At 70.9% G+C, this 21,450-nt stretch carries 18 protein-coding genes; 9 read left to right on the top strand and 9 right to left on the bottom strand.

Going from position 1 to position 21,450, the window contains the following annotated elements:
- Positions 1-3: 3 nt before the first annotated feature.
- The 3 genes from ACWEVP_RS06940 to ACWEVP_RS06930 form a co-directional block, all read right to left on the bottom strand.
- A complete protein-coding gene (locus tag ACWEVP_RS06940) occupies positions 4-2,031 on the bottom strand; it encodes a VanW family protein (RefSeq protein WP_452061949.1) in 2,028 nt (675 codons plus the stop codon).
- Positions 2,032-2,367: 336 nt separating this feature from the next.
- Positions 2,368-2,700, bottom strand: coding sequence for a GroES family chaperonin (locus ACWEVP_RS06935; protein ID WP_452061671.1), 333 nt, complete (start codon positions 2,698-2,700; stop codon positions 2,368-2,370).
- Position 2,701: 1 nt separating this feature from the next.
- Positions 2,702-4,513: an NHL domain-containing thioredoxin family protein gene (locus ACWEVP_RS06930; RefSeq protein ID WP_452061948.1), complete on the bottom strand. Its 1,812-nt coding sequence runs from the start codon at positions 4,511-4,513 to the stop codon at positions 2,702-2,704.
- 165 nt (positions 4,514-4,678) lie between these two features.
- Between ACWEVP_RS06930 and ACWEVP_RS06925 the strand changes: the two genes are divergently transcribed.
- Positions 4,679-5,254: a hypothetical protein gene (locus tag ACWEVP_RS06925; protein WP_452061670.1), complete on the top strand. Its 576-nt coding sequence runs from the start codon at positions 4,679-4,681 to the stop codon at positions 5,252-5,254.
- Positions 5,255-5,296: 42 nt separating this feature from the next.
- On the opposite strand, the gene ACWEVP_RS06920 is transcribed toward ACWEVP_RS06925, so the two are convergent.
- From ACWEVP_RS06920 to ACWEVP_RS06905, 4 genes are all read right to left on the bottom strand, one after another.
- Positions 5,297-7,609 (bottom strand): oxidoreductase, encoded by a 2,313-nt coding sequence (locus ACWEVP_RS06920; protein WP_452061669.1) that lies wholly within the window; start codon positions 7,607-7,609, stop codon positions 5,297-5,299.
- A 61-nt stretch (positions 7,610-7,670) separates the two neighbouring features.
- Entirely contained in the window at positions 7,671-8,429 is a 759-nt protein-coding gene (locus ACWEVP_RS06915) for an amino acid ABC transporter ATP-binding protein (RefSeq protein WP_452061668.1), read from the bottom strand.
- Positions 8,426-9,229 (bottom strand): amino acid ABC transporter permease, encoded by an 804-nt coding sequence (locus ACWEVP_RS06910; protein ID WP_452061667.1) that lies wholly within the window; start codon positions 9,227-9,229, stop codon positions 8,426-8,428. Before ACWEVP_RS06910 ends, ACWEVP_RS06915 begins: the two co-directional genes overlap by 4 nt.
- A gap of 93 nt (positions 9,230-9,322) precedes the next feature.
- The gene (locus ACWEVP_RS06905) at positions 9,323-10,147 is read right to left on the bottom strand and encodes a transporter substrate-binding domain-containing protein (protein ID WP_452061666.1); all 825 of its coding nucleotides are present in this window, start codon (positions 10,145-10,147) and stop codon (positions 9,323-9,325) included.
- A gap of 148 nt (positions 10,148-10,295) precedes the next feature.
- Between ACWEVP_RS06905 and ACWEVP_RS06900 the strand changes: the two genes are divergently transcribed.
- The 3 genes from ACWEVP_RS06900 to ACWEVP_RS06890 are packed head-to-tail and all read left to right on the top strand — an operon-like array spanning position 10,296 to position 13,748.
- Positions 10,296-11,951 (top strand): circularly permuted type 2 ATP-grasp protein, encoded by a 1,656-nt coding sequence (locus ACWEVP_RS06900; RefSeq protein ID WP_452061665.1) that lies wholly within the window; start codon positions 10,296-10,298, stop codon positions 11,949-11,951.
- Positions 11,952-11,961: 10 nt separating this feature from the next.
- Positions 11,962-12,909: an alpha-E domain-containing protein gene (locus ACWEVP_RS06895; RefSeq protein WP_372667424.1), complete on the top strand. Its 948-nt coding sequence runs from the start codon at positions 11,962-11,964 to the stop codon at positions 12,907-12,909.
- A complete protein-coding gene (locus ACWEVP_RS06890) occupies positions 12,906-13,748 on the top strand; it encodes a transglutaminase family protein (RefSeq protein WP_452061664.1) in 843 nt (280 codons plus the stop codon). Before ACWEVP_RS06895 ends, ACWEVP_RS06890 begins: the two co-directional genes overlap by 4 nt.
- Here the strand turns inward: ACWEVP_RS06890 and ACWEVP_RS06885 are convergent.
- Complete coding sequence (locus tag ACWEVP_RS06885) at positions 13,745-14,746, bottom strand: hypothetical protein (protein ID WP_452061663.1); 1,002 nt, start codon at positions 14,744-14,746, stop codon at positions 13,745-13,747. The two genes, ACWEVP_RS06890 and ACWEVP_RS06885, sit on opposite strands and share 4 nt — an antisense overlap.
- 85 nt (positions 14,747-14,831) lie before the next feature.
- Here ACWEVP_RS06885 and ACWEVP_RS06880 point away from each other — a divergent pair, with 85 nt between their 5' ends.
- The gene (locus ACWEVP_RS06880) at positions 14,832-15,392 is read left to right on the top strand and encodes a helix-turn-helix domain-containing protein (RefSeq protein WP_452061662.1); all 561 of its coding nucleotides are present in this window, start codon (positions 14,832-14,834) and stop codon (positions 15,390-15,392) included.
- Here the strand turns inward: ACWEVP_RS06880 and ACWEVP_RS06875 are convergent.
- Positions 15,389-16,810 carry a M20/M25/M40 family metallo-hydrolase gene (locus tag ACWEVP_RS06875; RefSeq protein WP_452061661.1) on the bottom strand — a complete coding sequence of 474 codons (1,422 nt, stop codon included), beginning with the start codon at positions 16,808-16,810 and terminating at the stop codon, positions 15,389-15,391. The two genes, ACWEVP_RS06880 and ACWEVP_RS06875, sit on opposite strands and share 4 nt — an antisense overlap.
- 370 nt (positions 16,811-17,180) lie before the next feature.
- Here ACWEVP_RS06875 and pdhA point away from each other — a divergent pair, with 370 nt between their 5' ends.
- From pdhA to ACWEVP_RS06855, 4 genes are all read left to right on the top strand, one after another.
- Positions 17,181-18,386, top strand: coding sequence for a pyruvate dehydrogenase (acetyl-transferring) E1 component subunit alpha (gene pdhA, locus ACWEVP_RS06870; RefSeq protein ID WP_452061660.1), 1,206 nt, complete (start codon positions 17,181-17,183; stop codon positions 18,384-18,386).
- Positions 18,386-19,378: an alpha-ketoacid dehydrogenase subunit beta gene (locus tag ACWEVP_RS06865; protein ID WP_452061659.1), complete on the top strand. Its 993-nt coding sequence runs from the start codon at positions 18,386-18,388 to the stop codon at positions 19,376-19,378. Before pdhA ends, ACWEVP_RS06865 begins: the two co-directional genes overlap by 1 nt.
- A 16-nt stretch (positions 19,379-19,394) precedes the next feature.
- Positions 19,395-20,726 (top strand): dihydrolipoamide acetyltransferase family protein, encoded by a 1,332-nt coding sequence (locus ACWEVP_RS06860; protein WP_452061658.1) that lies wholly within the window; start codon positions 19,395-19,397, stop codon positions 20,724-20,726.
- Between the two features lie 123 nt (positions 20,727-20,849).
- Positions 20,850-21,434: a TetR/AcrR family transcriptional regulator gene (locus ACWEVP_RS06855; RefSeq protein WP_452061947.1), complete on the top strand. Its 585-nt coding sequence runs from the start codon at positions 20,850-20,852 to the stop codon at positions 21,432-21,434.
- Positions 21,435-21,450: the final 16 nt, after the last annotated feature.

Genomic DNA, 21,450 nt, shown 5'->3' with positions numbered 1-21,450 from the left:
AACTCAACAGAGGACGGTCGGACGCGGACCGTAGGTCGCCGTGTGAGAGGTCCGGCGGATCTCGGCGCCGCTGGCGACGTCGTAGAGCACGCGCGTGTCGGTGACGCTGAAGCCGGGCGTCCCGATCGACGGCTGGCACGGGCCGGCGCCGCCGCCGAACTGGACCGGCGGGGGATCGCCGGGGGTTTGCGCGCCGGTCTGGCTCTCGACGCGGTAGTGGCGGGTGCCCCAGATCCGCACGGTGACGGAGTCGCCGGAAACCGTGGCCTGGACGGCGATCCCGGTTGGCGAGTCGTTCGTCAGCTTGAGCTCGACCGGGCTGCCGTCGGCGTTGACGGCCTTGGCGTCGCGGCCCACCGGGTAGCGGTCGAGGTAGTGGTCGTGCTCGAGGTGGCCGCCGTCGGCCAGGCCGGCGAGGTAGCCCGCGTTGTACAAAGTGGACGCCAGCTGTGAGACGCCGCCACCGACGACTTCGGCACCGGTGCCGTCTTCGTCGGCCGGGGCGGGCACGTAGCCGGCGTCGGCGGTGCGCGGGCCGGAGCGGGCGCCGAGGCTGAAGGTCTCGCCGGGCTTGACGATCGTGCCGGACACGCGGGCGGCGAGCGTCCGGTTGTTCGTCGCGGCCGGGCCGGCCAGGCCGCCGGTGGTGAACTCGCCGATGACCTCCTTGATGCCGAGCGCACTGGCGGCGTCGGTGGTCACGCTGGGGCTCGACGCGCTGTAGACGACGGGGAGGTCCCGGCCGTCGGTCTTCTTGAGCACGTCGATGAGCGGCAGGAAGGTCTTCTCCCAGTTGACCTTCCTGGCGTCCTCGGACGGCTCGACGGCGGGCTGGTCGCCGGTGAAGACGATCTGGGCGTCCTTGCCGTCGGTCTCGGTGCTCGCGAGGGGGTCCTTGAGCGCGGCCTGCAGCTTGCCCTGGTCGATGCGGACCTCGACGGCTCCGCCCTCGACGGCGGCGAACTGGAAGGACGAGGCGATGGTGGCGGGTGTGAGCGGCACGTCCTTGCCCTGCCCGCGCACGACGACGGGCTTGGCGACGGCGGGCACGACGACCTGCTGGTAGGCGGCCTGCACCCCGGCGGCGGTGGCCTTCACGGGCGTGATCGCCATGCCGAGCTTGACGCCACCGGGGTCGAGCCAGTGATCGGTGACGGTGCGCACGGCGCCGCCGAGGTCGGCCAGCTGCTGGCCCTGCCGCGGCAGGATCGGGTAGGGGGTGACGCCGCCGCCGCTGCCCGCGACCGCGACGAACCCGACCGCGCCTTCGGTGGCCGGGTGGTTCAGCCTGCCCTCGGCGAGTTCCCGCACGGCCTGGCTGATCTGGTTCGGATCGGTCCGCGTGGCGACGCCGACCTCGCGGCTGGTGAAGAAGGACATGATCCGCGTGATCGGGCTGAGTGGCTGGTGGCCGGCGAGCCCGAGGGTGTTCGGCCAGTCGAGCCCGAGCCCGGACTTCGAGGGCACGAGCTCGGCCTGGACATCCCCGGCGTGGATGACGACGGGCTTGGTCAGCCGCGGCTCGAGTTCCCTGCGCAGCTTGGTTTCGGCTTCGGCATGGGTGAGGCCCCCGACATCGATCCCGGCAACGGTGACCCCGCGCGGCACGTCACCGGCGCTGACGAGGAGGTCGATGGCGTAGAGGATGACGAAGAGCCCGAGCGCGATCCCGATGGACATCATGGTCCGGGCAACGCCCTTGCGAAGCTTGCGAGCAGGCGTTTCGGGCGCGGGCGGCGGGGCGGGTGTTTCGAGCAGCTCGCCGAGCAGGTCATCGGAGAAGAGATCAGCGGTGACGGCGGCGTCATCGGCGGCGGCGGTGGCCACGGCGGTGGCGGCGAGGGCGGTGGACTCGGCGGCTGCGCCGCTCGCGGGCGCGGGTGACTCGGCGGGCCAGGCGACGGCGGCGGGCTCAGCGGCACTTTCGGCGGCGAGCGACTCGGCGGCCTCGGGCACGGAGGGCTCCGCGGCAGCCTCGACCGCACCTTCGGGAACGAGCGGCTCGGCAACCGCTCCGGCGGCCTCGGGCACGCGCGGCTCCGCGCCAGCCTCAACCGCACCCTCGACAGCGAGCGACTCCACCGGCTCGGCAGCCGCTTCGACGGCCGCGGGCACGGAGGGCTCCGCGGCAGCCTCGACCGCACCTTCGGAAGCGAGCGGCTCGGCAACCGCTCCGGCGGCCTCGGTCGCGCCAGCCTCGATCGCACCTCCGGGAGCGAGCGACTCCGCAGGCTCGGGCGCGACCTCGGCCGGCTCCTCCGTCTCGGGCTCGGGCGCAGCCGGCTCCGGGCTCGCCGGCTCCTGCTGCTCGGCGCGCTCGCGCTTGTCGTCGTCTGCCACGCCCCCTGCCCCTCCGCGGGAGCCGGCTTACAGGTAGAGCCCCGTGCCGTGCTCGGTCCGCTCCGTCGCCACCGCGTGGATGTCGCGTTCGCGCATCACCAGGTGCCCTTCGCCCTGGATCTCGACCTCGAGCTGGTCCTCCGGGTTGAAGAGCACGCGGTCGCCGGTCTTGACGTTCCGCACACTGTTGCCGACGCCCAGTACATCACCCCACGCGAGCCGCCGCGCGACCTGCGCCGTCGCGGGGATCACGATGCCGCCGCTGCTGCGGCGCTCGCCTTCGTCCGGCGACAGCCGCACGAGCACCCGGTCGTGCAGCATCTGGATCTCGAGTTTCGGCCCGGCAGACACGGTTGGCATGCTACTCGGCCGGTGCACCGGCCATGACCAGGCTCAGCTCCCGTGCCCCGTCCGCCGAGAGGCGCACCGGCACGCCCCAGTCCTGCCGCGTGATCCGGCACGCCGGGTGTTCGCCACCGTCGTCACAGCTCGCCGCCTGGGCGACGACCTGCAGCACGCCCTCGGTCACCCCGTCGGCGAGCCGGATCGTGCGCTTGAGGTCCGTTCCGGTGCCGCCGCCGTCCGCCAGCAGCGACGGCGGGGACGCGCTGATCTCCAGCCGCGTCGACGGGCCGAAGCGGTCGTCGAGCTTCTCGCCCGGCGGTGCGCTGAAAACCACCGAAAAGTCGATCTCGCCCGGCGCGAGCACGGTCGGCGGCCGGCGGACGGCGTGCGCGTCGCCCGACAGGACCGTCGGCTCGGTCGCGGGCAGCGGGCCGATGCGGTTGCCCGCGGACTCGACGACCAGCAGCTCGCCATCGTGCAGCAGGAGCCCTTGCGGCTCCGAAAGCCCGGTGGCGATCGTGGTCACTTCGCGCGTGAAGACGTCGAAGCGGCGTACGGCGCCGTTGTAGGTGTCCGCGATCGCGATCTTGTCGCCGGGCAGCACCGCCAGGCCGAGCGGGTGCTGGAGCAGCGCCTTGTCCGCCGGGCCGTCGGTGTGGCCGAAGGAGAACAGGTCGACGCCGATCGCCGTGTGGACGGTGAACGACTCGCCGTCGGGTTCGATCCAGCGCAGCGCCGACGTCTCGGCGTCGACGAGCCACAGCTTGTCGCCGTCCACGGCGAGACCCGACGTCTGCGCGAAGAACGCTTCGCCGACGTCGCCGTCTCGCAGGCCTTCGACGGTCGTTCCCGCGAAGCGGCGGATCGTGCCCGAAACCGGGTCGAACACGCTCAGCGTGTGGTTGCCCGCCATCGCGACGACGATCCCGCCGGCCGGGCCGTACCAGGCGACGTCCCACGGGCTCGTCAGGTCGACCTCGACGCCCTTGCCCGAGTCCGGCCCGCTGCGCCACTGCGCGCCGGTGCCCGCGACCGTCGTCACCTCGCCGGTGATCAGGTCGAGACCGCGCAGCCGGTGACCGGCGGTGTCGGCGACGACGGCGTGGTAGCCGGCGCGCTCGGCGACGTCGTAGGGCAGCAGCGCGATACCTGACGGCTCGGCGAAGGTCGCGATGTCGAACGGCCCGTCCTGGCCGCCGCGCGCCCCGCTGCCGAAGCGCCGGATGACGGTCTCGCCGTCGGAGGCGAACTCGACGATCGCGTGGTGCCCGGTGTCCGCGACGAGGACGCGTCCCTCGGCCGTCGCGACGGCCTTGCTCGGGAACCGCAGCTCGCCGACCTGCTCTTCGACCGGCACGTACGGGCTGCCGCCGCGGCGAAGCGTCCCCTTCGCTTCGTGCTTCGTCACGAGGTCGGCGATGACGCGGCGAAGCGCCTCTTCGTGCCCTTCGCCCGCGGCGACGTGCACGACGTACCCCTCGGGGTCGACGACCGCCAGCGTCGGCCACGCGCGGACCGCGTACTGCGACCACAGCTCCATCTTCGGGTCGTTGACCACCGGGTGGTGCACGTCGTAGCGCCGGACCGCGGCCTCGATCGACGCGGGCTCGCCCTCGTGCAGGAACTTCGGCGAGTGGACGCCGATCGTCACGAGCACGTCCGCGAACTCGGCCTCGAGCGGACGCAGCTCGTCGAGGACGTGGAGGCAGTTGATGCAGCCGCTGGTCCAGAAGTCCAGCAGGACGATGCGGCCGCGCAGCTCGGCGAGGGTCAGCGGGCGGCCGCCGGTGTTCAGCCAGAGGTCGCCGCGCAGCTCGGGGGCGCGCACGCGGGCCTGCGGTCGGGGTGAAGTCACGGCAAGAGTGAACTACACGCATTCACGCTCTGTTCCGAAGTCCAGCCGATGAGAGAACAAACTCACCCCATGGGGGTGCCCCGTGAAAACGGCGGAAAAGGACGCGCGGCGCGGTGAGCCGCCGCTTAGGCTCGGCACATGACCCCCGTCCAGCCGGCCGGCGCCCTCACCTTCGAGGAGGCACGGCACCTGCAGGAGAACCTCCGGGAACCGGTGCGTCCCGGGCTGACCGAACCCGAGCTCGACGACGTCGAGCGCCGGTTCGGCTTTCGCTTCGCCGCGGACCACCGCACGTTCCTGTCCGCCGGCGTCCCGATCGGCGACCGCTGGCCGGACTGGCGCTGCGGCAACCCGGAACAGCTGCGCAAACGGTTGGCCTGGCCGGTCGACGGCGTCCTCTACGACGTCGAGCACAACGGCTTCTGGCTCCCCGAGTGGGGCACGCGCCCGGTCGGCCCGGAGGACGCGGTCCGCGAAGCCCGCCACCGCCTGGCCGGCGTGCCGCAGCTGGTGCCGGTCTGCGGGCACCGGTACCTGCCGGGGATGCCGGGCACGACGGGCTACCCGGTGCTGTCGGTGTACCAGACGGACATCATCGTGTACGGCTGTGACCTGCGGGATTACCTGCACCGCGAGTTCGCGACGGGCGGGATCAGCACGGCGCCGCCAGACGGGCCGAGGTACATAGATTTCTGGTCCCGCTTCATCGACTAGTCTGGCGCTTTCTAGCGTTGACGCTAGAAAGCCGAAGAGAGATCAATTCTCCCGGCGCAGCATCCGGCTGACACCGGCCGCCACCGTCGTCGCCAGGATCCAGCCCGACGCCGTGAAGCCGGCCGCCACCCAGTTGTCCGTTCCGTGCATGTACCAGCGGCTCTTGTTGCCGAAGTCGACGATCGGGACCAGCAGGTCCGCCGTGTAGATCACCGGGTTCCACTGCAGGCCCGTGTCCTGCTGGTTCACGACGCAACGAGGGCCGTTCGCGATGATCTGGTGCGTCTCGTCGGACTTCCAGGTCGTGCAGTCGTCCGTGCCGAACCCGAACCACAGGCTGCCCAGCACCAGCAGCGTCAGCAGCCAGCCCAGCGCGCGCACCGGGCGGTAGCCGTAACCCACCATCGACCGCTGCAGCCAGCTCCAGAGCCGCACGCCCGGGCCGAAGAACTTGAAGCCGCGTGCGAGCGCTTCGTACCTGAACTGCTGTTTGCGCAGCGCCACCGTCGACGCGTGCTCTTCGTTCCCCGCCGCGCGGAGCATGTGGGCCAGCTGGTCGTACGGGCCGGGCCGGTAGCCTCGCATGGCCTTGCGGAGCAGCTCGATGCGCCGGTCGAGGGCCTTGTCGTCGTCGAGCGGGATGCCGCGGCCCAGTGCGTCGTAGCGGAAGTCCTCCAGCTCGATGCCGCCGGACGCCGCCCAGAACTCGTCGTTGTCCGTGAGCGTTCCGCAGTGCGCGCGGCGCAGGACCACCCGGCCGGCCGGGGGCACGTTCGGCGTCAGCGTGAACTCGTCCGCCGCGACGTCGCCGGCGTCGAGGGCCACGCTGAACGGCGGCAGCGACCGCAGCTCCGACCCCCGCAGGTCCACGCGGCGGGCGACCTGCGCGCCGTCGAGGTTGAGGCCGCCCTCCGCGACGAACGGGCGGCTGTTGTTGTCCCGCAGTGTCAGGTCGCGGCCGATCCGGCCGGTGCGGATGTCCAGCGAGAAACTGCTGGTCGCGCGCAGGCCCGGTTCGGTCAGCCGGGTGCCGGCCAGGTTGATCGAGCCGCCGACCTCGACACCCTGCAGGCGCAGCGTGCCGTGGATCGTGGCGTCGGTGAGCTGGAAGTTGCCCGCGATCCGCGACCGGCGCGCCGAGAACACGTCCCGGCCCGGGTGGCGGAACATCGAGTTCCAGGCCAGGAAGTTGCCGCCGACCGTGACGTCGGCCAGGCGCAGCTGGCCGGTCGGGACGCGCAGGCTGGTCGCCTCGATGTCGCCGCCGATCTCGGTGCCGTCCAGGTGCAGCGCGCGGTCGTAGTACGGCTGGGACTTGCCGCGCACCACGCTGATCTCGGCGCCGGCGAGCCGCAGCGACCCGCCGATCCGGGCGTTGACCATGCGCAGCGTGCCGAGCGCCTGCAGGCCGTCGGACAGCTCGACGTTGCCGTCGACGCGCATCCGGTCGGCCACCAGCGCGGGCCGCGGGTCGAGGTACGGGTCGTTCGACTTCCACGCGTCGACGGCGATCGGGCCGTGCTGGGAGACGGTCAGCTTGGCCTCGCGCAGCACGATGTCGCTGTCCACCGTGGCGCTCGGCAGGTACATGATCCCGGTCGCGGAGAAGCGCTTGCGCTGGCTGGCCGGCCCGTAGTTGTCGACTTCGCACAGCAGGCTGCCGCCGATGTGCAGGCCGTTGCCGTTGAGCGCGAAGCCGTCCGGGTTGTTCAGCGTGGCACCGGAGAAGTTGACGTTACCGCCGGTCCGCAGGCCCGGTAGCCGGACTTCGCCGTTGGCGACCATCCGGTAGGCCAGCAGCGCGCCGGTCAGCACGAGCCGGTCGGCCTGGATCGCCTTGCCGTGCGGGTGCGAGATCACCGTGCGGGTCAGCACCATCGAGCCTTCGATGACGGCGTCGGTCAGGTTGACCGCGGCGTTCGGCATCCCGCGTTCGCGGTCGTCGCCGCGCTGGACGGTCGTCTCCTCGATCTCGCGGTCGGCGCCGTCGACCTGGACGACGCTGCGGATCAGCCGGACGTCGTTGCGGCTGCGCATGTTGCGGGCCTTGAGCCCGGGCAGCCAGCACTTGCGGAACACCAGCCCGAGCAGGTTGGCCTCGCGCACGTCGGGCGGGTGCTCGAACCGGCAGCGCTCGAACCGGAACAGGTACTTCAGGTCCGCGGCGCGCAGGTCGAGCGTGCCGGTGATGTAGGCGTCCTCGACGTAGACGATCGGGGCGTTCGTGGCCGTCCGGCGCCAGCGCAGCAACCCGCCGTTGCCGGGTTTGAGCAGGTCGGAAGCCCTTACTTCGTACCGGCGGTCGGGGATGCCAGCGAACGGGTCGAGAGGGGGCAGCGCGCTTTCGGTCGTCACGAACTGCCCCCTCCCTCACCCGCTTTCAAAGTAGCGAACGCGAACGGAATTCGCAGGCGTTTCAGTCGTCGAGGCTGTGCGTCGGGTCGAGGACCCGCTTCAGGAACGACTTCGTGCGCTCGTGCTGCGGGTCGCCGATCACCTGGCTCGGCGGGCCCTGCTCCACGACGACGCCGCCGTCCATGAACAGCACGCTGTCGGCCACCTCGCGGGCGAACTGCATCTCGTGCGTCACGACCAGCATCGTCATGCCCTCTTCGGCGAGCTGCCGCATGACGGCGAGCACGTCGCCGACCAGCTCCGGGTCCAGCGCGGACGTCGGCTCGTCGAACAGCATGACGTCCGGGTTCATCGACAGCGCCCGCGCGATCGCGACGCGCTGCTGCTGGCCGCCGGAGAGCTGGCCGGGCAGCGAGGTCTCCTTCTCGCTCAGCCCGACCTTCGCGAGGTTCTCCCGCGCGACGCGCTCGGCCTCCTCCTTGCCGCGCTTGAGGACCTTCCGCTGCGCGACGGTCAGGTTGTCCAGGACCGTCAGGTGCGCGAAGAGGTTGAAGCCCTGGAAGACCATGCCGATCTTGCGCCGGGCGCCGTCGATGTCGACGTCCTCGTCGGTGATCTCGTTGCCGTTGACGACGATCTTGCCCTTTTGCGGCTCCTCGAGGAGGTTCACGCAGCGCAGCAAGGTGGACTTGCCCGACCCGGACGGCCCGATGATGCAGACGACCTGGCCGCGTTCTACCTGCAGGTCGATGCCCTTGAGCACCTCGAGCGGGCCGAACGCCTTGTGCAGGCCGGAAATTTCGACGATCACGTCGCTCACTTGGTACCCCCGGCCACTCCGGCCCCGTATTTCTTCTCCAGCCGCTGCTGCAGGATCGACAGCGGGATGGTGATGACCAGGTAGCAGAGGCCCGCGACGACGATCGGGGTCAGGCCCTTCGCCTCCAGCAGCGCCTGACGGCTGAACTGCGCGAGCTCCTGCTGCGCCGGCGTCGTCCCGAGCAGGAACGCCAGCGACGAGTCCTTCGTCAGCATGATCAGCTCGTTGGCCAGCGGCGGCAGCACGATCCGGAACGCCTGCGGGATGACGATCGTGATCATCGACCGCGTCGGCGACATGCCGAGCGAGCGGGCGGCCTCGACCTGCCCGCGCGGCACGGCCTGGATACCGGCCCGGATCGTCTCGGCCATGTACGCCGAGGACACGATGCCGAGCGCGACCATGATGGAGATGTTGCGCGGCAGGTGCGTGTCCGGGAACGCGATCGGCACACCGACGCCGACCGCCAGGAAGATGAGCAGCGCGGGCAGGCCGCGGAAGAACTCGATGTAGCCGCGCGCGAACCACCGGTACGGCCCCACCGAGGACAGCCGCATCAGGGCGAGCACGAGGCCCAGGCCCAGGCCCAGCGCGAAGCCGAGCGCGGTGAAGATGATGGTGTTCTTCAGCGCCACCGTGATGACGTCGGGGAACTGCTTCGCCGCGACGTCGAGGTCGAAGAACGCCCGGCCGATCTGGCCCCAGTTGGCCAGCAGGGCGAGCACGACGACGATCACGAGCAACAGGACGTACTGCGCACCCCGGAACGCCGAGCGTCGCTGGCGTCGGCTCAGTGCCATTTCACTCCTCGAGCAGGCCCGGAACGGGCGGTTGAGACACCACTGGAAACGCCACTGTGGCCGGTGCCGAAGCACCGGCCACAGGCGGAGGTCTTACTGGGTCGGGTTACCGGGCAGCCAGGTCGGCGCCTTGCCGAACCACTTCTGGTAGATCTGCGCGTAGGTGCCGTCCGACACCGAGGCCTTCAACGTGTCGTTGATCGCCGTGACCAGGGCGGAGTTCCCCTGCTTGACGCCGATGCCGTAGAACTCGTTGGTCTTGAACTCGGTCGCGACGGCGGTGTCCGGGTTCGTCTTCACGAAGTCGTAGAGGACGCCGTTGTCGTTGACGCCCGCGTCGACCGTGCCGTTCTTGACGGCCTGCTCCTCGAGCGCCAGGTCGTCGAACGTGACGATCTCGGCGCCCTTCGCGTGCTCCTTGGCGTAGTCGGCGCCGGTCGTGGCCGACTGGACGCCGATCTTCTTGCCGGCGACGTTGCTGAAGTCCTTGATCGGCGAGCCCGCCTTGACCAGCAGCGCCTGCGTGGCCTCGAAGTAGGGCTGCGAGAAGTCGAACTTCTGCTTGCGCTTGTCGGTGATCGTCATGCCCGCGGCGGCCAGGTCGCACTGGCCGGAGTTCATGGCCTCGCCCGACTCGATGTTCTCGAAGGCGATGTCCACGATGTTCTGCTGGACGTTCAGCTTCTTCGCGACCAGGTCCACGAGGTCCACGTCGAAGCCGACGATCTTGTCGCCCTGCTTGACCTGGAACGGCTGGTAGGGCAGGTGCGTGCAGGTCGTGAGCTTGCCCGCGGCGATCAGCTGGACACCACCGGCGGCGGTACCGCCTTCGTCACCCCCGCACGCGGCCAGGGCACCGGCCGCCAGGGCGAGAGCCGGGATCAGGGCGAGCGCCTTGAGTTGGGGTACTCGGGCCACGTCGTCACTCCTCGTAGTTCTCAGTTCGTGAGAGCACGCATATTGCCACTCATCCATACCAAAGCACAGCACTGTCGAGTTACGGCGAAGTTTCGCCCCGAGCCCACCTGTGCGGGAGTGTCGCGCACGCAGGGGCACGTGGGTGAGGATGTCGTTCATGAACGCGACCCCGCCCCGGCTGCCCCCTTCCGGTCGACGCGCGAGGAAGGCGACGACCCGCCGGATCACCCGGCCGGGGGCCCGGTTCGACGGGTACCTCTCGCCGGAACGCCCGCACGCCGGCGCCTACGACGAGATGTTCGCGCCGGACGGCACGGTCCGTGGCCCGTACCGCGCGCTGTACGAATCGATCGCCGCGCTCGACGCGCACGACCTGAACTCGCGGTCGCAGGCGCTGGACCGGGCGATGGTCGACCAGGGCATCACGTTTTCGCTGTCCGGGCAGGAGCGGCCGTTCCCGCTGGACCTGGTGCCGCGGGTGATCCAGGCGGCCGAGTGGACGAAGCTCGAGCGCGGCGTCGCCCAGCGCGTCCGCGCGCTCGAGGCGTTCCTCGCCGACATCTACGGCGACCGGCAGATCCTGCGCGACGGCGTGCTGCCGCGGCGGCTGATCACCTCGTGCGAGCACTTCCAGCGGGAGGCGTTCGGCATCAACCCGCCGAACGGCGTGCGCATCCACGTGTCCGGGGTGGACCTGGTACGCGACGAAGAAGGCACGTTCCGGGTGCTGGAGGACAACCTCCGCAACCCGTCCGGGGTGTCGTACGTGATGGAGAACCGGCGGACGATGGCGCGGGTCTTCCCGGACCTGTTCGCCCAGCACCGGGTCCGGCCGGTCGGTGACTACGCGTCACACCTGCTGCGGGCGCTGCGCGCGGCGGCCGCGGCGAACGTGGCCGATCCGATGGTCGTCGTGCTGACCCCGGGCGTCTACAACTCGGCGTACTTCGAGCACTCGCTGCTGGCGCGGCTGATGGGCGTCGAACTGGTCGAAGGCCGGGACATGTTCTGCCGCGACAACGTCGTCTACCTGCGCACGACCGAGGGCGAGCGCCAGGTCGACGTCATCTACCGGCGCATCGACGACGAGTTCCTCGATCCCGTGCACTACCGGCCGGATTCGGTGCTCGGCGTCGCCGGCGTCCTCAACGCGGCGCGCGCGGGCAACGTCGTCGTCGCGAACGCGATCGGCAACGGTGTCGGTGACGACAAGCTCGTCTACACCTACGTGCCCGAGATGGTGAAGTACTACCTGAACGAGAAGCCGCTGCTGCCCAACGTGGACACGTTCCGGTGCTGGCTGCCCGACGAGTTCGACCACGTCATGAGCCACCTGGACGAGCTGGTCGTCAAGCCGGTCGAGGGGTCTGGCGGCTACGGGATCGTCTTCGGGCCCGAAGCGACCCCGGCGGAACTGGCGACGCTGCGGCGGAAGGTGCGCGCGAACCGGCGGGGCTGGATCGCGCAGCCGGTGGTCCAGCTCTCGACCGTGCCCGCCAAGGTGGACGACCGGCTCGCGCCGCGGCACGTCGACCTGCGGCCGTTCGCGGTCAACGACGGCAAGGACATCTTCGTCCTGCCCGGCGGCCTGACGCGGGTGGCGCTGCCGGAGGGCAGCCTGGTCGTCAACTCGTCGCAGGGCGGCGGGTCGAAAGACACGTGGGTGCTCGCGTCCCGGGCGTCGACCGTGGAGCGGGAGCTGGAGTCACCGGCCCTCGGCGCGATGTCCACAGTGGACGGCCTGGTCGCCGAGCAGGGACCCGAGCTGACCTCGTCCCAGCAACAGCAGCAACAGCAGAGCTAGGGAGGTTCCGATGCTGGCCCGCAACGCGGAGTCGCTGTACTGGATCGGCCGGTACGTCGAACGCGCCGACGACACCTCCCGGATCCTCAACGTCTCGGTCCACCAGCTGCTGGAGGACGCCACCGTCGACCCGGACCACGCGAGCCGCCAGCTGCTGGCCGTCCTGGGCATCGACACCCCCGACGGGGAGGCCCTCGACGTCTGGAAGCTGACCGAGCTGGTGGCGTACGCGAAGGACAACCCGGCCTCGATCGTCGGCTCGATCAACTCCGCGCGCGAGAACACGCGTGGCGCCCGCGAAGTCGTCTCGACCGAGCTGTGGGAATGCCTGAACGCGACGTGGAACGCGGTCCCGGACCGGCAGCGCTACGCGCGCCGGGCCGGGCCGCACGCGTTCCTGTCCTTCGTGGAGGAGCGCGCGGCGATGTTCGCCGGCCTCGCCGACTCGACGATGTCGCGCGACGACGGCTGGCTGTTCATGGTGCTCGGCCGCTCGATCGAACGCGCCGACATGGTCGTCCGGCTGCTGCTCTCGCGGGTCGCGGACCGCGCGTCGTCGCCGGGCTGGATCACGGTGCTGCGCTCGGCCGGCGCGCAGGACACGTACCTGCGGACCTACCGGGGCGCGCTCGACGCCGGCCGTGTCGTGCAGTTCCTGTTGCGGGACACGCTGTTCCCGCGCTCGGTGTTCCACGCGCTGCGCCAGGCGGAGGAATGCCTGCAACGGCTCGACCCGGGCGGCGGCGCGCGCAGCAACGAGAAGTCCGAGGCGCTGCGCGAGCTCGGCCGGGCGCGGAGCGAGCTGGAGTTCCTCCGGCCGTCGGAGCTGCTCACCGACCTGCCGCGGCGGCTGCCGGCGTTGCAGACGTCGATCAAGGAAATCGGGGAAGCCGTGTCGTTGCAGTACTTCAGCACGTCGCCGTGGGTGGCGTGGAGCGGTGCGGAGGTTTCGCTGTGACGTGGCAGCTGCGGGTGGCGCACCGCACGGGGTACCGGTACGCGACGCCGGCGACGCAGTCGTACAACGAGGCGCGGCTGACCCCGCGCTCGGACCGCCGCCAGACGACGGTCGCGACGCGCATCGAGACGACCCCGGCGACCCGCGCGTACCGGTACACCGACTACTGGGGCACGGTCGTGACGTCGTTCGACCTCCACGCGCCGCACACCGAGTTCGCGGTGCTGGCGACGTCGGTGGTCGAGACGGCGGACGAAGCCGAGCCGATCCGCACCGCGACCTGGAAGGACCTGCGGTCCGAGACGGTCGTCGACCACCGCACGGAGTACCTGACGCCGACCGACTACACCCCGCGCGACCCCGAGCTGGCGCGCGAGGCCCGCGCCCTGCGGACCGGGCTGGACCCGGCGGACGCGGTCCTCGCGGTCTGCGAGTGGGTGAACAAGCAGCTCAAGTACCAGCCGGGCACGACCGGCGTCCACTCGACGGCGACGGACGCCTGGCAGGCACGCGAAGGCGTCTGCCAGGACTTCGCGCACGTCACGCTGGTGATGCTGCGGGCGATCGGCGTCCCGGCGCGGTACGTCTCGGGGTACCTCCACACGAAGCCGGACGCCAAGCTCGGCGAGGTGGTCGAGGGCGAGTCGCACGCCTGGGTCGACGTCTGGACCGGCGGCTGGTGGGCGTACGACCCGACGAACGCGATCCCGGTCGGCCCCCGGCACGTGTGGGTGGCGATGGGCCGGGACTACGCGGACGTGGCGCCGTTGAAGGGCATCTTCACGGGTGGCGGCCAGTCCACTTTGGACGTCTCGGTCCACCTGACGCGGCTCGCTTAGAGCAGGAAGGTGCCGCCCGCGGCTTCGGCCAGGTCGGCGCCGAGCGCGGCCGCCGGTGTTCCGGCGCCGGGCTTGGCTTCGCCGCGGGCGAGCCGGGCCGCCGCTTCGGCCACGGTCGCGGCGGTGAAGTCCATGGCCTCGCCCGCGCGGAGCCAGCCTTCGCGCGTGGTGCCGTCCGGCCAGGTGACGACCGCGTGGCCCCAGGAGTGCGTGCGCGGGCGGGGCGCGGGCTTCGTGCGGACCGCGGCGAGCCGCCGGACGGCGAACCGGCGCACGGCCGGGATCGCCACCAGCCTGCTGAGCAGCGGCATCAGTGCCCGGACCACCGGGGAGACCGGCGCGAGCCCGGAGTAGACCGTGACGTCCGGGGTGCCGCTCGCGCGCTGGGCGGCGATCAGCTCGCCCGAGGGAGCACCGGCCGCCGTCATCGACTCGCCGTCCGGCAGGGCGATGGTCCTCGGGGCCGCGCCGGACCTGGCCGTGGTCAGGGCGTCGACGATGCTGGCGGCCAGCGCGACCCCCACGGCGCCTTCCTCGACGGCGACGGACGCCAGCGCGTCGACCCGCACGGAGGCCGGCGTCGGCCGCCCTTCGCACAGCTTCACCACGACCGCCTCGGTGGCCAGGACACCGAAGCCGACCCCGGTCAGGAAGGTGCTGCCGCCGGCCTGGGCCTCTTCGTGCAGGTCGAGCAGCCCCTGAACGGCGACCAGGTCCGCGGCCAGGTCGACGTAGTGACCGCCGGGCAGACACGCGCGGGCGATCACCGGGGCCGTCGCCGCGTACTCGCCGATCGTGTTGATGACGACCGCCGGCCGCTGCCGCCGGATTTCGGCCGCGATCGCATCGGCACCGTCGGCGACGACGAACTTCCCGCCGAGCGCCGCGAGCCGCTCCCGGTCGCGCCCGACCGGCACGGCCGCCAGCCCGCGTGCGGCCAGCGCTGCGGTGACGGCCCGGCCGGTGCGACCGGACGCTCCCAGAACCCAGATGTCCATGCCAGCTCCTCAGTGACGTCTCAGTGTGTCATCACTGAGGCTAGCACGTGACGACACACTGAGACGTCACTTGTAGGCTGGCACCGTGGCCAGATGGGATCCCGGCACCGCGGACCGGCTGCGGAAAGCCGCGCTGGAGCTGTACGCCGAGCACGGGTACGACGCCGTGACCGTGACGCAGATCGCCGAGCGCGCCGGGATCACCCGCCGCTCGTACTTCCGCTACTTCCCCGACAAGCGCGAAGTCCTCTTCGCCGGCGCGGAGCAGCTACCACCGGCGGTCGGCGAAGCCGTTCTCGCCGCCGAAGAGGCGGAGTCGCCGCTTCGCACGGCCCTGGGCGCGCTCGTGGAGGTCGGCACGCAGGTCACGCGGCTGGTCGACCCGTCGCCGGAACGCCGGGCCGTGATCGCTTCGAGCGCCGAACTCCGCGAACGCGAGCGCAGCAAGGCCGCGGCGATCACGGCCGCGATCCGGGACGCCCTGGAACGCCGGGGTACCGCGCCCGAGCTGGCGAAACCGGCAGCTCAGGCGGCGGCGATCATCCTCGGCGACGCCTTCGACCGCTGGATCGACGCGAACGGCGCCGAGGACTTCCCGGCGTACCTCGACGCGGCCGCCGAGGCGTTCCGGGAAGCCTGCCGTTAGCCGCGGGCGTGCGCGTCCAGGATGTGCGCGACGGCCTCGGTGACCCGCTGCGCGTAGTCCAGGTGCAGCCACTCGTCCGGCACGTGGATGTTGGAGTCGGATCCGCACGCGCCGGTGACCAGGAACTGCGCCTCCGGGTACTTCCGCGAGAGCAGGCCCATGAACGGGATCGACCCGCCCATGCCGGCCGCCCGGTGCGGCTGGCCGAAGACCTCGTCGCTGACCGTGCGCAGGGCGTTGGTCAGCCACGGCGCCTCGGTCGGCGCGTTCCAGCCGTCCTCCGCCTGCGGGTTGTGGCCGAAGGTGACCTTCGCGCCGTACGGGACGTCCGTGGTCAGGGCCTTCTTCACGACTTCGAGGCCCTTCGCGGCGTCGGCCGTCGGCGGGAGCCGGAAGCTCAAGGTCAGCGTGGTGCTCTCGCGGAGCACGTTGCCGGCGTCGGCGGGCTTCGGGAAGCCGTCGGCGCCGATCACCGACAGCGTCGGCCGCCAGGTGTTGTTGAGCGCCAGCTCCAGCGCGTCTTCGGTGATCACGCGGCCGCCTTCGACCAGCGGGAACGCCGTCTTCAGCGCCTCCGGGAAGTCCTGCGAGACGGCCTTCAGCTCGGCCAGCCGGTTCGCCGGGACGTCGACCTTCAGCTCGTCGAGCAGCAGCTCCCCGGTGGTGCTGTCCTCGAGCCGTTCGAGCAGCTTCCGCAGCACGCGGAACGAGCTGGCGACGACCCCCGACGCGACGCCGGAGTGCTGCGCCGAGCCCAGCAGCTGCACGGTGACGTCCAGGTGCAGCATCCCGCGCAGGCTCGTGACCAGCCACAACCGCTCGTAGTCGCTGCCGCCGGCGTCGAGGCAGACCACCAGCGAGACGTCGCCGATGCGGTCGGCCAGGTGCTCGACGTACGCGGGCAGGTCGGGGCTGCCGGACTCCTCGCCGGTCTCCAGCAGCACGACGATCCGGGCGTGCTCGCCGCCGGCCGCGTGGACGGCCTGGATCGCCGTCGTCGCCGCGTAGCCGGAGTAGCCGTCGTCGACGGACCCGCGGCCGTACAGCCGGCCGTCGCGGATCACCGGCGTCCACGGGCCGAGCCCCTCGGACCAGCCACCGACCGGCGGCTGCTTGTCGAGGTGGCCGTACATCAGCACGGTGCCCTTGTCCGCCGCGCCCGGGGTCGCCGGGACGTCGACGAGCAGCAGCGGTGTGCGGCCTTCGAGCTCGACGACCTCGAGGGTCGCGCCGGGCAGGTCGCGCGCGGCGATCCACTCGCGGACGTGGTCGACGGCGGCGGCCAGGTGCCCGGTGTTCGCCCAGTCGGCGTCGAAGGCCGGGGACAGGGCGGGGATGGCCACCAGCCCGGACAGGCTCGGGATGACGTCGTCGGTCCACGACGTCACGACGGATTCACGAACGGATTTCTGCTCCACGCGGCCATCGTGCCATGGGGATCCCGGCGTGCGGCACATCACAAGGTCGTCCCCGATGTGGGTGATCACGCGGCGTCCGGTGCGCGTGGTGACGCGGCCACGCCTGGTGAGCGCGCGCGTCGATTCCCTACTCTCGTAGGTCCGATGCTCGGGCTTCCTAACGTTTTCCCTGTTCAGAGCCCCTTTCTCAGCAACAAATCAGCATCCGTCACTCACCAAAGCGCGGACCTTCGTGCCAGGATGTCGGCGAGAACCGTCAACGCCGACGGTGACCGAGCGCTTCGGACCCGATGCGCTGGTCCCCGCCGGTGCAGTCGCTGTGGTCGCCACAAGCGGCCGCCAGAGGCACCGACACCGAGGAGTACTGCGCATGCCGTCCGAACAGTGGACGCACCCGGAGCCTGGAGACGGGCCGGCCGCCGTAGCGGCCCAGCCTTCCCCCGAGCAGGTGATCGCCGGATTGCGGGCAACCAGCGAAGGTGGCGCTGAGCTGACTCAGCTGCTCACCCCCGAAGGCGAACGGGTCCCCTCGCCCCAGTTCGACAAGTACGTCGAGGACGTCGACGCCGAAGCGCTGCGCGGGCTCTACCGCGACATGGTGCTGGTGCGCCGCGCCGACCGCGAAGCCAACGCCATGCAGCGCCAGGGCCAGCTCGGCATCTGGGTCCCGCTGCTCGGGCAGGAAGCCGCGCAGATCGGCTCCGGCCGGGCGCTGAAGAAGAACGACATGGCGTTCCCCAGCTACCGCGAGCACGGCGTCGCGTACGCGCGCGGGGTCGACATGAAGGACCTGCTCGGCATCTTCCGGTGCACCGACCACAGCGGCTGGGACTACCAGGGCCACGGCTTCCACCCGTACACCATCGTGATCGGCAACCAGGTGCTCAACGCCGCCGGCTACGCGATGGGCCAGAAGTTCGAGGGCAAGGTGGGCGACGACGACGGCGAAGCCACGATCTGCTACTTCGGTGACGGAGCGACTTCGCAGGGCGACGTCCACGAGGGATTCGTCTGGGCCGCCGTCTACGACGCGCCGCTGGTGTTCTTCTGTCAGAACAACCAGTGGGCGATCTCCGAGCCGACCGAGCGCCAGTCACGCCTGCCGCTGTACCAGCGCGCCCGCGGCTACGGCTTCCCCGGCATCCGCGTCGACGGCAACGACGTCCTGGCCTGCCTGGCGGTGTCCCGGTGGGCGCTCGACGAGTGCCGCCACGGCAACGGACCGGTGCTGATCGAGGCGTTCACCTACCGGATGGACGCGCACACGACGACCGACGACCCGACCCGCTACCGCCTCTCCGACGAGCTGGAGGAGTGGAAGCTCAAGGACCCGATCGAACGCGTCCGCGCGTACCTGGCCCGCGGCGGCTACGCCGACCAGGCCTTCTTCGACAGCGTCCAGGCCGAAGCCGACGCGTTCGCCGCGGACCTGCGCGAGTACACGTTCAACATGCCGGAGCCGCCCCCGGACCGGATCTTCAGCAACGTCTACGCCGAGGGCAACCCGGTGCTGGAGGCGCAGCGCGAAGAGTTCCTGTCCTACCTCGACGGCTTCGTATCGGCGGGTGAGCACTGATGTCCGACCTCCAGAAACTCACCATCGGCAAGGCGCTCAACCTCGGCCTGCGCCGCGCGATGGAAGAAGATCCCAAGGTCCTGATCATGGGCGAGGACGTCGGCAAGCTCGGCGGCGTCTTCCGGATCACCGACGGCCTGCAGAAGGACTTCGGCGAGCAGCGCGTGCTGGACACGCCGCTCGCGGAGTCCGGCATCATCGGCACCGCGGTCGGCCTGGCGGTGCGCGGCTTCCGGCCGGTCTGCGAAATCCAGTTCGAGGGCTTCATCTTCCCGGGCTTCGACCAGATCTCCTCGCAGCTGGCGAAGCTGCACTACCGGACGCAGGGCAAGGTCAAGATGCCCGTCGTGATCCGGGTGCCCTTCGGCGGCGGGATCGGCGCGGTCGAGCACCACTCGGAGTCGCCGGAGTCGCTGTTCGCGCACATCCCCGGCCTCAAGGTCGTGTCCATTTCGAACGCCGTCGACGCCTACTGGGGCATCCAGGAAGCGATCAAGTCCGACGACCCGATCCTGTTCTTCGAGCCCAAGCGGCTGTACCACTCGGGTGCGCTGCGCGCGGAGATCGACGTCGCCGGCACGCCGCAGAAGATGTTCTCCTCGCAGGTCGTGCGCGAAGGCACGACGGCGACGGTCGTCGCGTACGGCCCGTCGGTGAAGGTCGCGCTCGACGCGGCCGCCGCGGCCGAGGACGAAGGCAAGTCCCTCGAGGTCATCGACCTGCGCACGCTCTCGCCGCTGGACCTCGGCCCGGTGTTCGAGTCGGTGCGCAAGACCGGACGGCTGATCGCGCTGTCGGAGGCGCCGTCCGAGTCGTCGCTGACGTCGGAGATCGCCGCGCGTGTCCAGCAGGAGTGCTTCTACTCGCTGGAAGCGCCGGTCCTCCGGGTGACCGGGTTCGACACGCCGTACCCGCCGGCCAAGCTCGAGGAGCACTACCTCCCCGATCTCGACCGGGTGCTGCACGCCGTCGACCGCTCGCTCGCCTGGTAAGGGGGATCTCCGCGCAATGCCTACGTACAAACAGTTCCCCCTGGCCGACACGGCCGAGGGGCTGACCGAAGCCGACATCCTCAACTGGCACGTGAAGCCGGGCGACACGGTGACGGTCAACCAGATCGTGGTCGAGATCGAGACCGCCAAGGCCGCCGTCGAGCTGCCGATCCCGTGGGCCGGGGTGGTCACGGAGCTGCACGTCGAGCCGGGTCAGACGGTGGAGGTCGGCACGCCGATCCTCACCATCGACGTCGACCCGGGTGGCGCCGCGGCTCCGGCGCCCGCGGCCGCTCCCGCCGCCGCGCCGGCCGAAGAAGAAGAGATGAAGCCGCTCGTCGGCTACGGCTCCAAGACCGTGGTCACGCAACGGCGGCCTCGCAAGGGCGCGGAACCGGCTCCGGCTCCGGCTGCCGCGGTCGCCGCTCCGCCGGCGCCCGCTCCGGTCGCGCCAGCTCCGGTTGCTCCGGTCGCGCCGCGCGGTGGGTACGTCCCGCTGGCGAAGCCGCCGGTGCGGAAGCTCGCGAAGGACCTCGGGGTCGACCTGCACGCGCTGACCGGAAGCGCGGACGGCGGCGTCATCACGCGCGAAGACGTCGAGCGCGCCGCCAACGGAACGCCGGTCGTCGAGCCCGTCGTGGACAGCGGGTCCCGCGAGCGGCGCGTGCCGATCAAGGGCGTCCGCAAGGCCACCGCGGCGGCGATGGTGCAGAGCGCGTACACCGCTCCGCACGTCACGGAGTTCCTGACCATCGACGTCACGCCGATGATGGAGTTCCGCGAGAAGCTGAAGAAGTCGCGCGAGTTCGCGGGCGTGAAGGTGACGCCGTTGACGTTCGCGGCGAAGGCCGTCTGCCTGGCGGCGAAGCGCACCCCGGACGTCAACGCGGTCTGGGACGAAGCGGCGCAGGAGATCGTCTACAAGGACTACGTGCACCTCGGCATCGCGGCGGCGACCCCGCGCGGCCTGATCGTGCCCAAGGTCCGCGACGCCGACTCGATGTCGCTGAAGGAGCTGGCCCAGGCGCTGACGGCGCTGACGGACACCGCCCGCGAGGGCAAGACGTCGCCGGCGGACATGGCGAACGGCACGATCACGATCACCAACGTTGGCGTGTTCGGCGTCGACACGGGAACGCCGATCATCAACCCGGGCGAGTCCGCGATCCTGTGCCTCGGCGCGATCAAGGACCAGCCGTGGGTGGTGGACGGCGAGATCAAGGTCCGCAAGGTGCTGCAGCTGTCGCTGAGCTTCGACCACCGCGTGGTCGACGGCCAGCAGGGTTCGGAGTTCCTGGCCGACGTCGGCGCACTGCTGGCCGACCCGGCCATGGCGATGACGTACTGAGTTTCCGCAGGTGAGGGCCGTCTTCGGGCGGCCCTCACTTTTACTCATTTGACGGAGTGAGCACTCACTCCGCACACTGGTGGCATGACACCAGCACCCGAAACCCGGCGCAGAGCGCCGAGCATGAGCGCCGAAGACCGGCGCGCCATGATCGTGCACGCGGTGCTGCCGCTCCTGATGGAGCACGGCGCCAACGTGACGACCAGCCAGATCGCCCGCGCCGCCGGCATCGGCGAGGGCACCATCTTCCGCGCGTTCAAGGACAAGGACGAGCTGTTCGACGCCTGCACCGCCGAGGTGCTGCGCCCCGACCACGTCCTCGACGCGATCGCCGAAATCCCCATCGAGCAGCCCCTGGCGGACCGGCTCGTCGAGGCCGCCGAAGCGCTCGGCGCGCACTTCGAGCGGATGGGCGCGCTGATGGGCGCCCTGCACGCGTCCGGCAGGCACAAGCAGCGCGACCCCGAGCAGCGCCTGAAGAACCGCACGATGAAGGGCGGCCGCAGCGAGTCGATGACCGCCATGCGCGGCGCGATCACCGAGCTGTTCGAGCCCGACAAGGACCGGCTGCGACTGACCCCCGAGCAGCTCGCCGCGCTGTTTTTGACCCTGCTGTTCGGCGGCCGCCGGATGGCGCCGATCGACGACGTCCCCACCACGCGCCAGGTGGTCGACGTCTTCCTGCACGGCGCCGTGGAGGCCAAGTGATCCCGGGCGGTGGGGG

The organism is Amycolatopsis sp. NPDC003865, from assembly GCF_053605345.1.
The sequence above is the reverse complement of the archived record's forward strand: the minus strand, read 5'-3'. Positions and strand labels throughout refer to the sequence as shown.

Coding starts and splice junctions, on each gene's coding strand:
- ACWEVP_RS06935 (WP_452061671.1), bottom strand. CDS start 2,700: ATGCCAACCGTGTCTGCCGGGCCGAAACTCGAGATCCAGATGCTGCAC.
- ACWEVP_RS06925 (WP_452061670.1), top strand. CDS start 4,679: ATGACCCCCGTCCAGCCGGCCGGCGCCCTCACCTTCGAGGAGGCACGG.
- ACWEVP_RS06910 (WP_452061667.1), bottom strand. CDS start 9,229: ATGGCACTGAGCCGACGCCAGCGACGCTCGGCGTTCCGGGGTGCGCAG.
- ACWEVP_RS06900 (WP_452061665.1), top strand. CDS start 10,296: ATGTCGTTCATGAACGCGACCCCGCCCCGGCTGCCCCCTTCCGGTCGA.
- ACWEVP_RS06895 (WP_372667424.1), top strand. CDS start 11,962: ATGCTGGCCCGCAACGCGGAGTCGCTGTACTGGATCGGCCGGTACGTC.
- ACWEVP_RS06885 (WP_452061663.1), bottom strand. CDS start 14,746: ATGGACATCTGGGTTCTGGGAGCGTCCGGTCGCACCGGCCGGGCCGTC.
- pdhA (WP_452061660.1), top strand. CDS start 17,181: ATGCCGTCCGAACAGTGGACGCACCCGGAGCCTGGAGACGGGCCGGCC.
- ACWEVP_RS06865 (WP_452061659.1), top strand. CDS start 18,386: ATGTCCGACCTCCAGAAACTCACCATCGGCAAGGCGCTCAACCTCGGC.
- ACWEVP_RS06860 (WP_452061658.1), top strand. CDS start 19,395: ATGCCTACGTACAAACAGTTCCCCCTGGCCGACACGGCCGAGGGGCTG.
- ACWEVP_RS06855 (WP_452061947.1), top strand. CDS start 20,850: ATGAGCGCCGAAGACCGGCGCGCCATGATCGTGCACGCGGTGCTGCCG.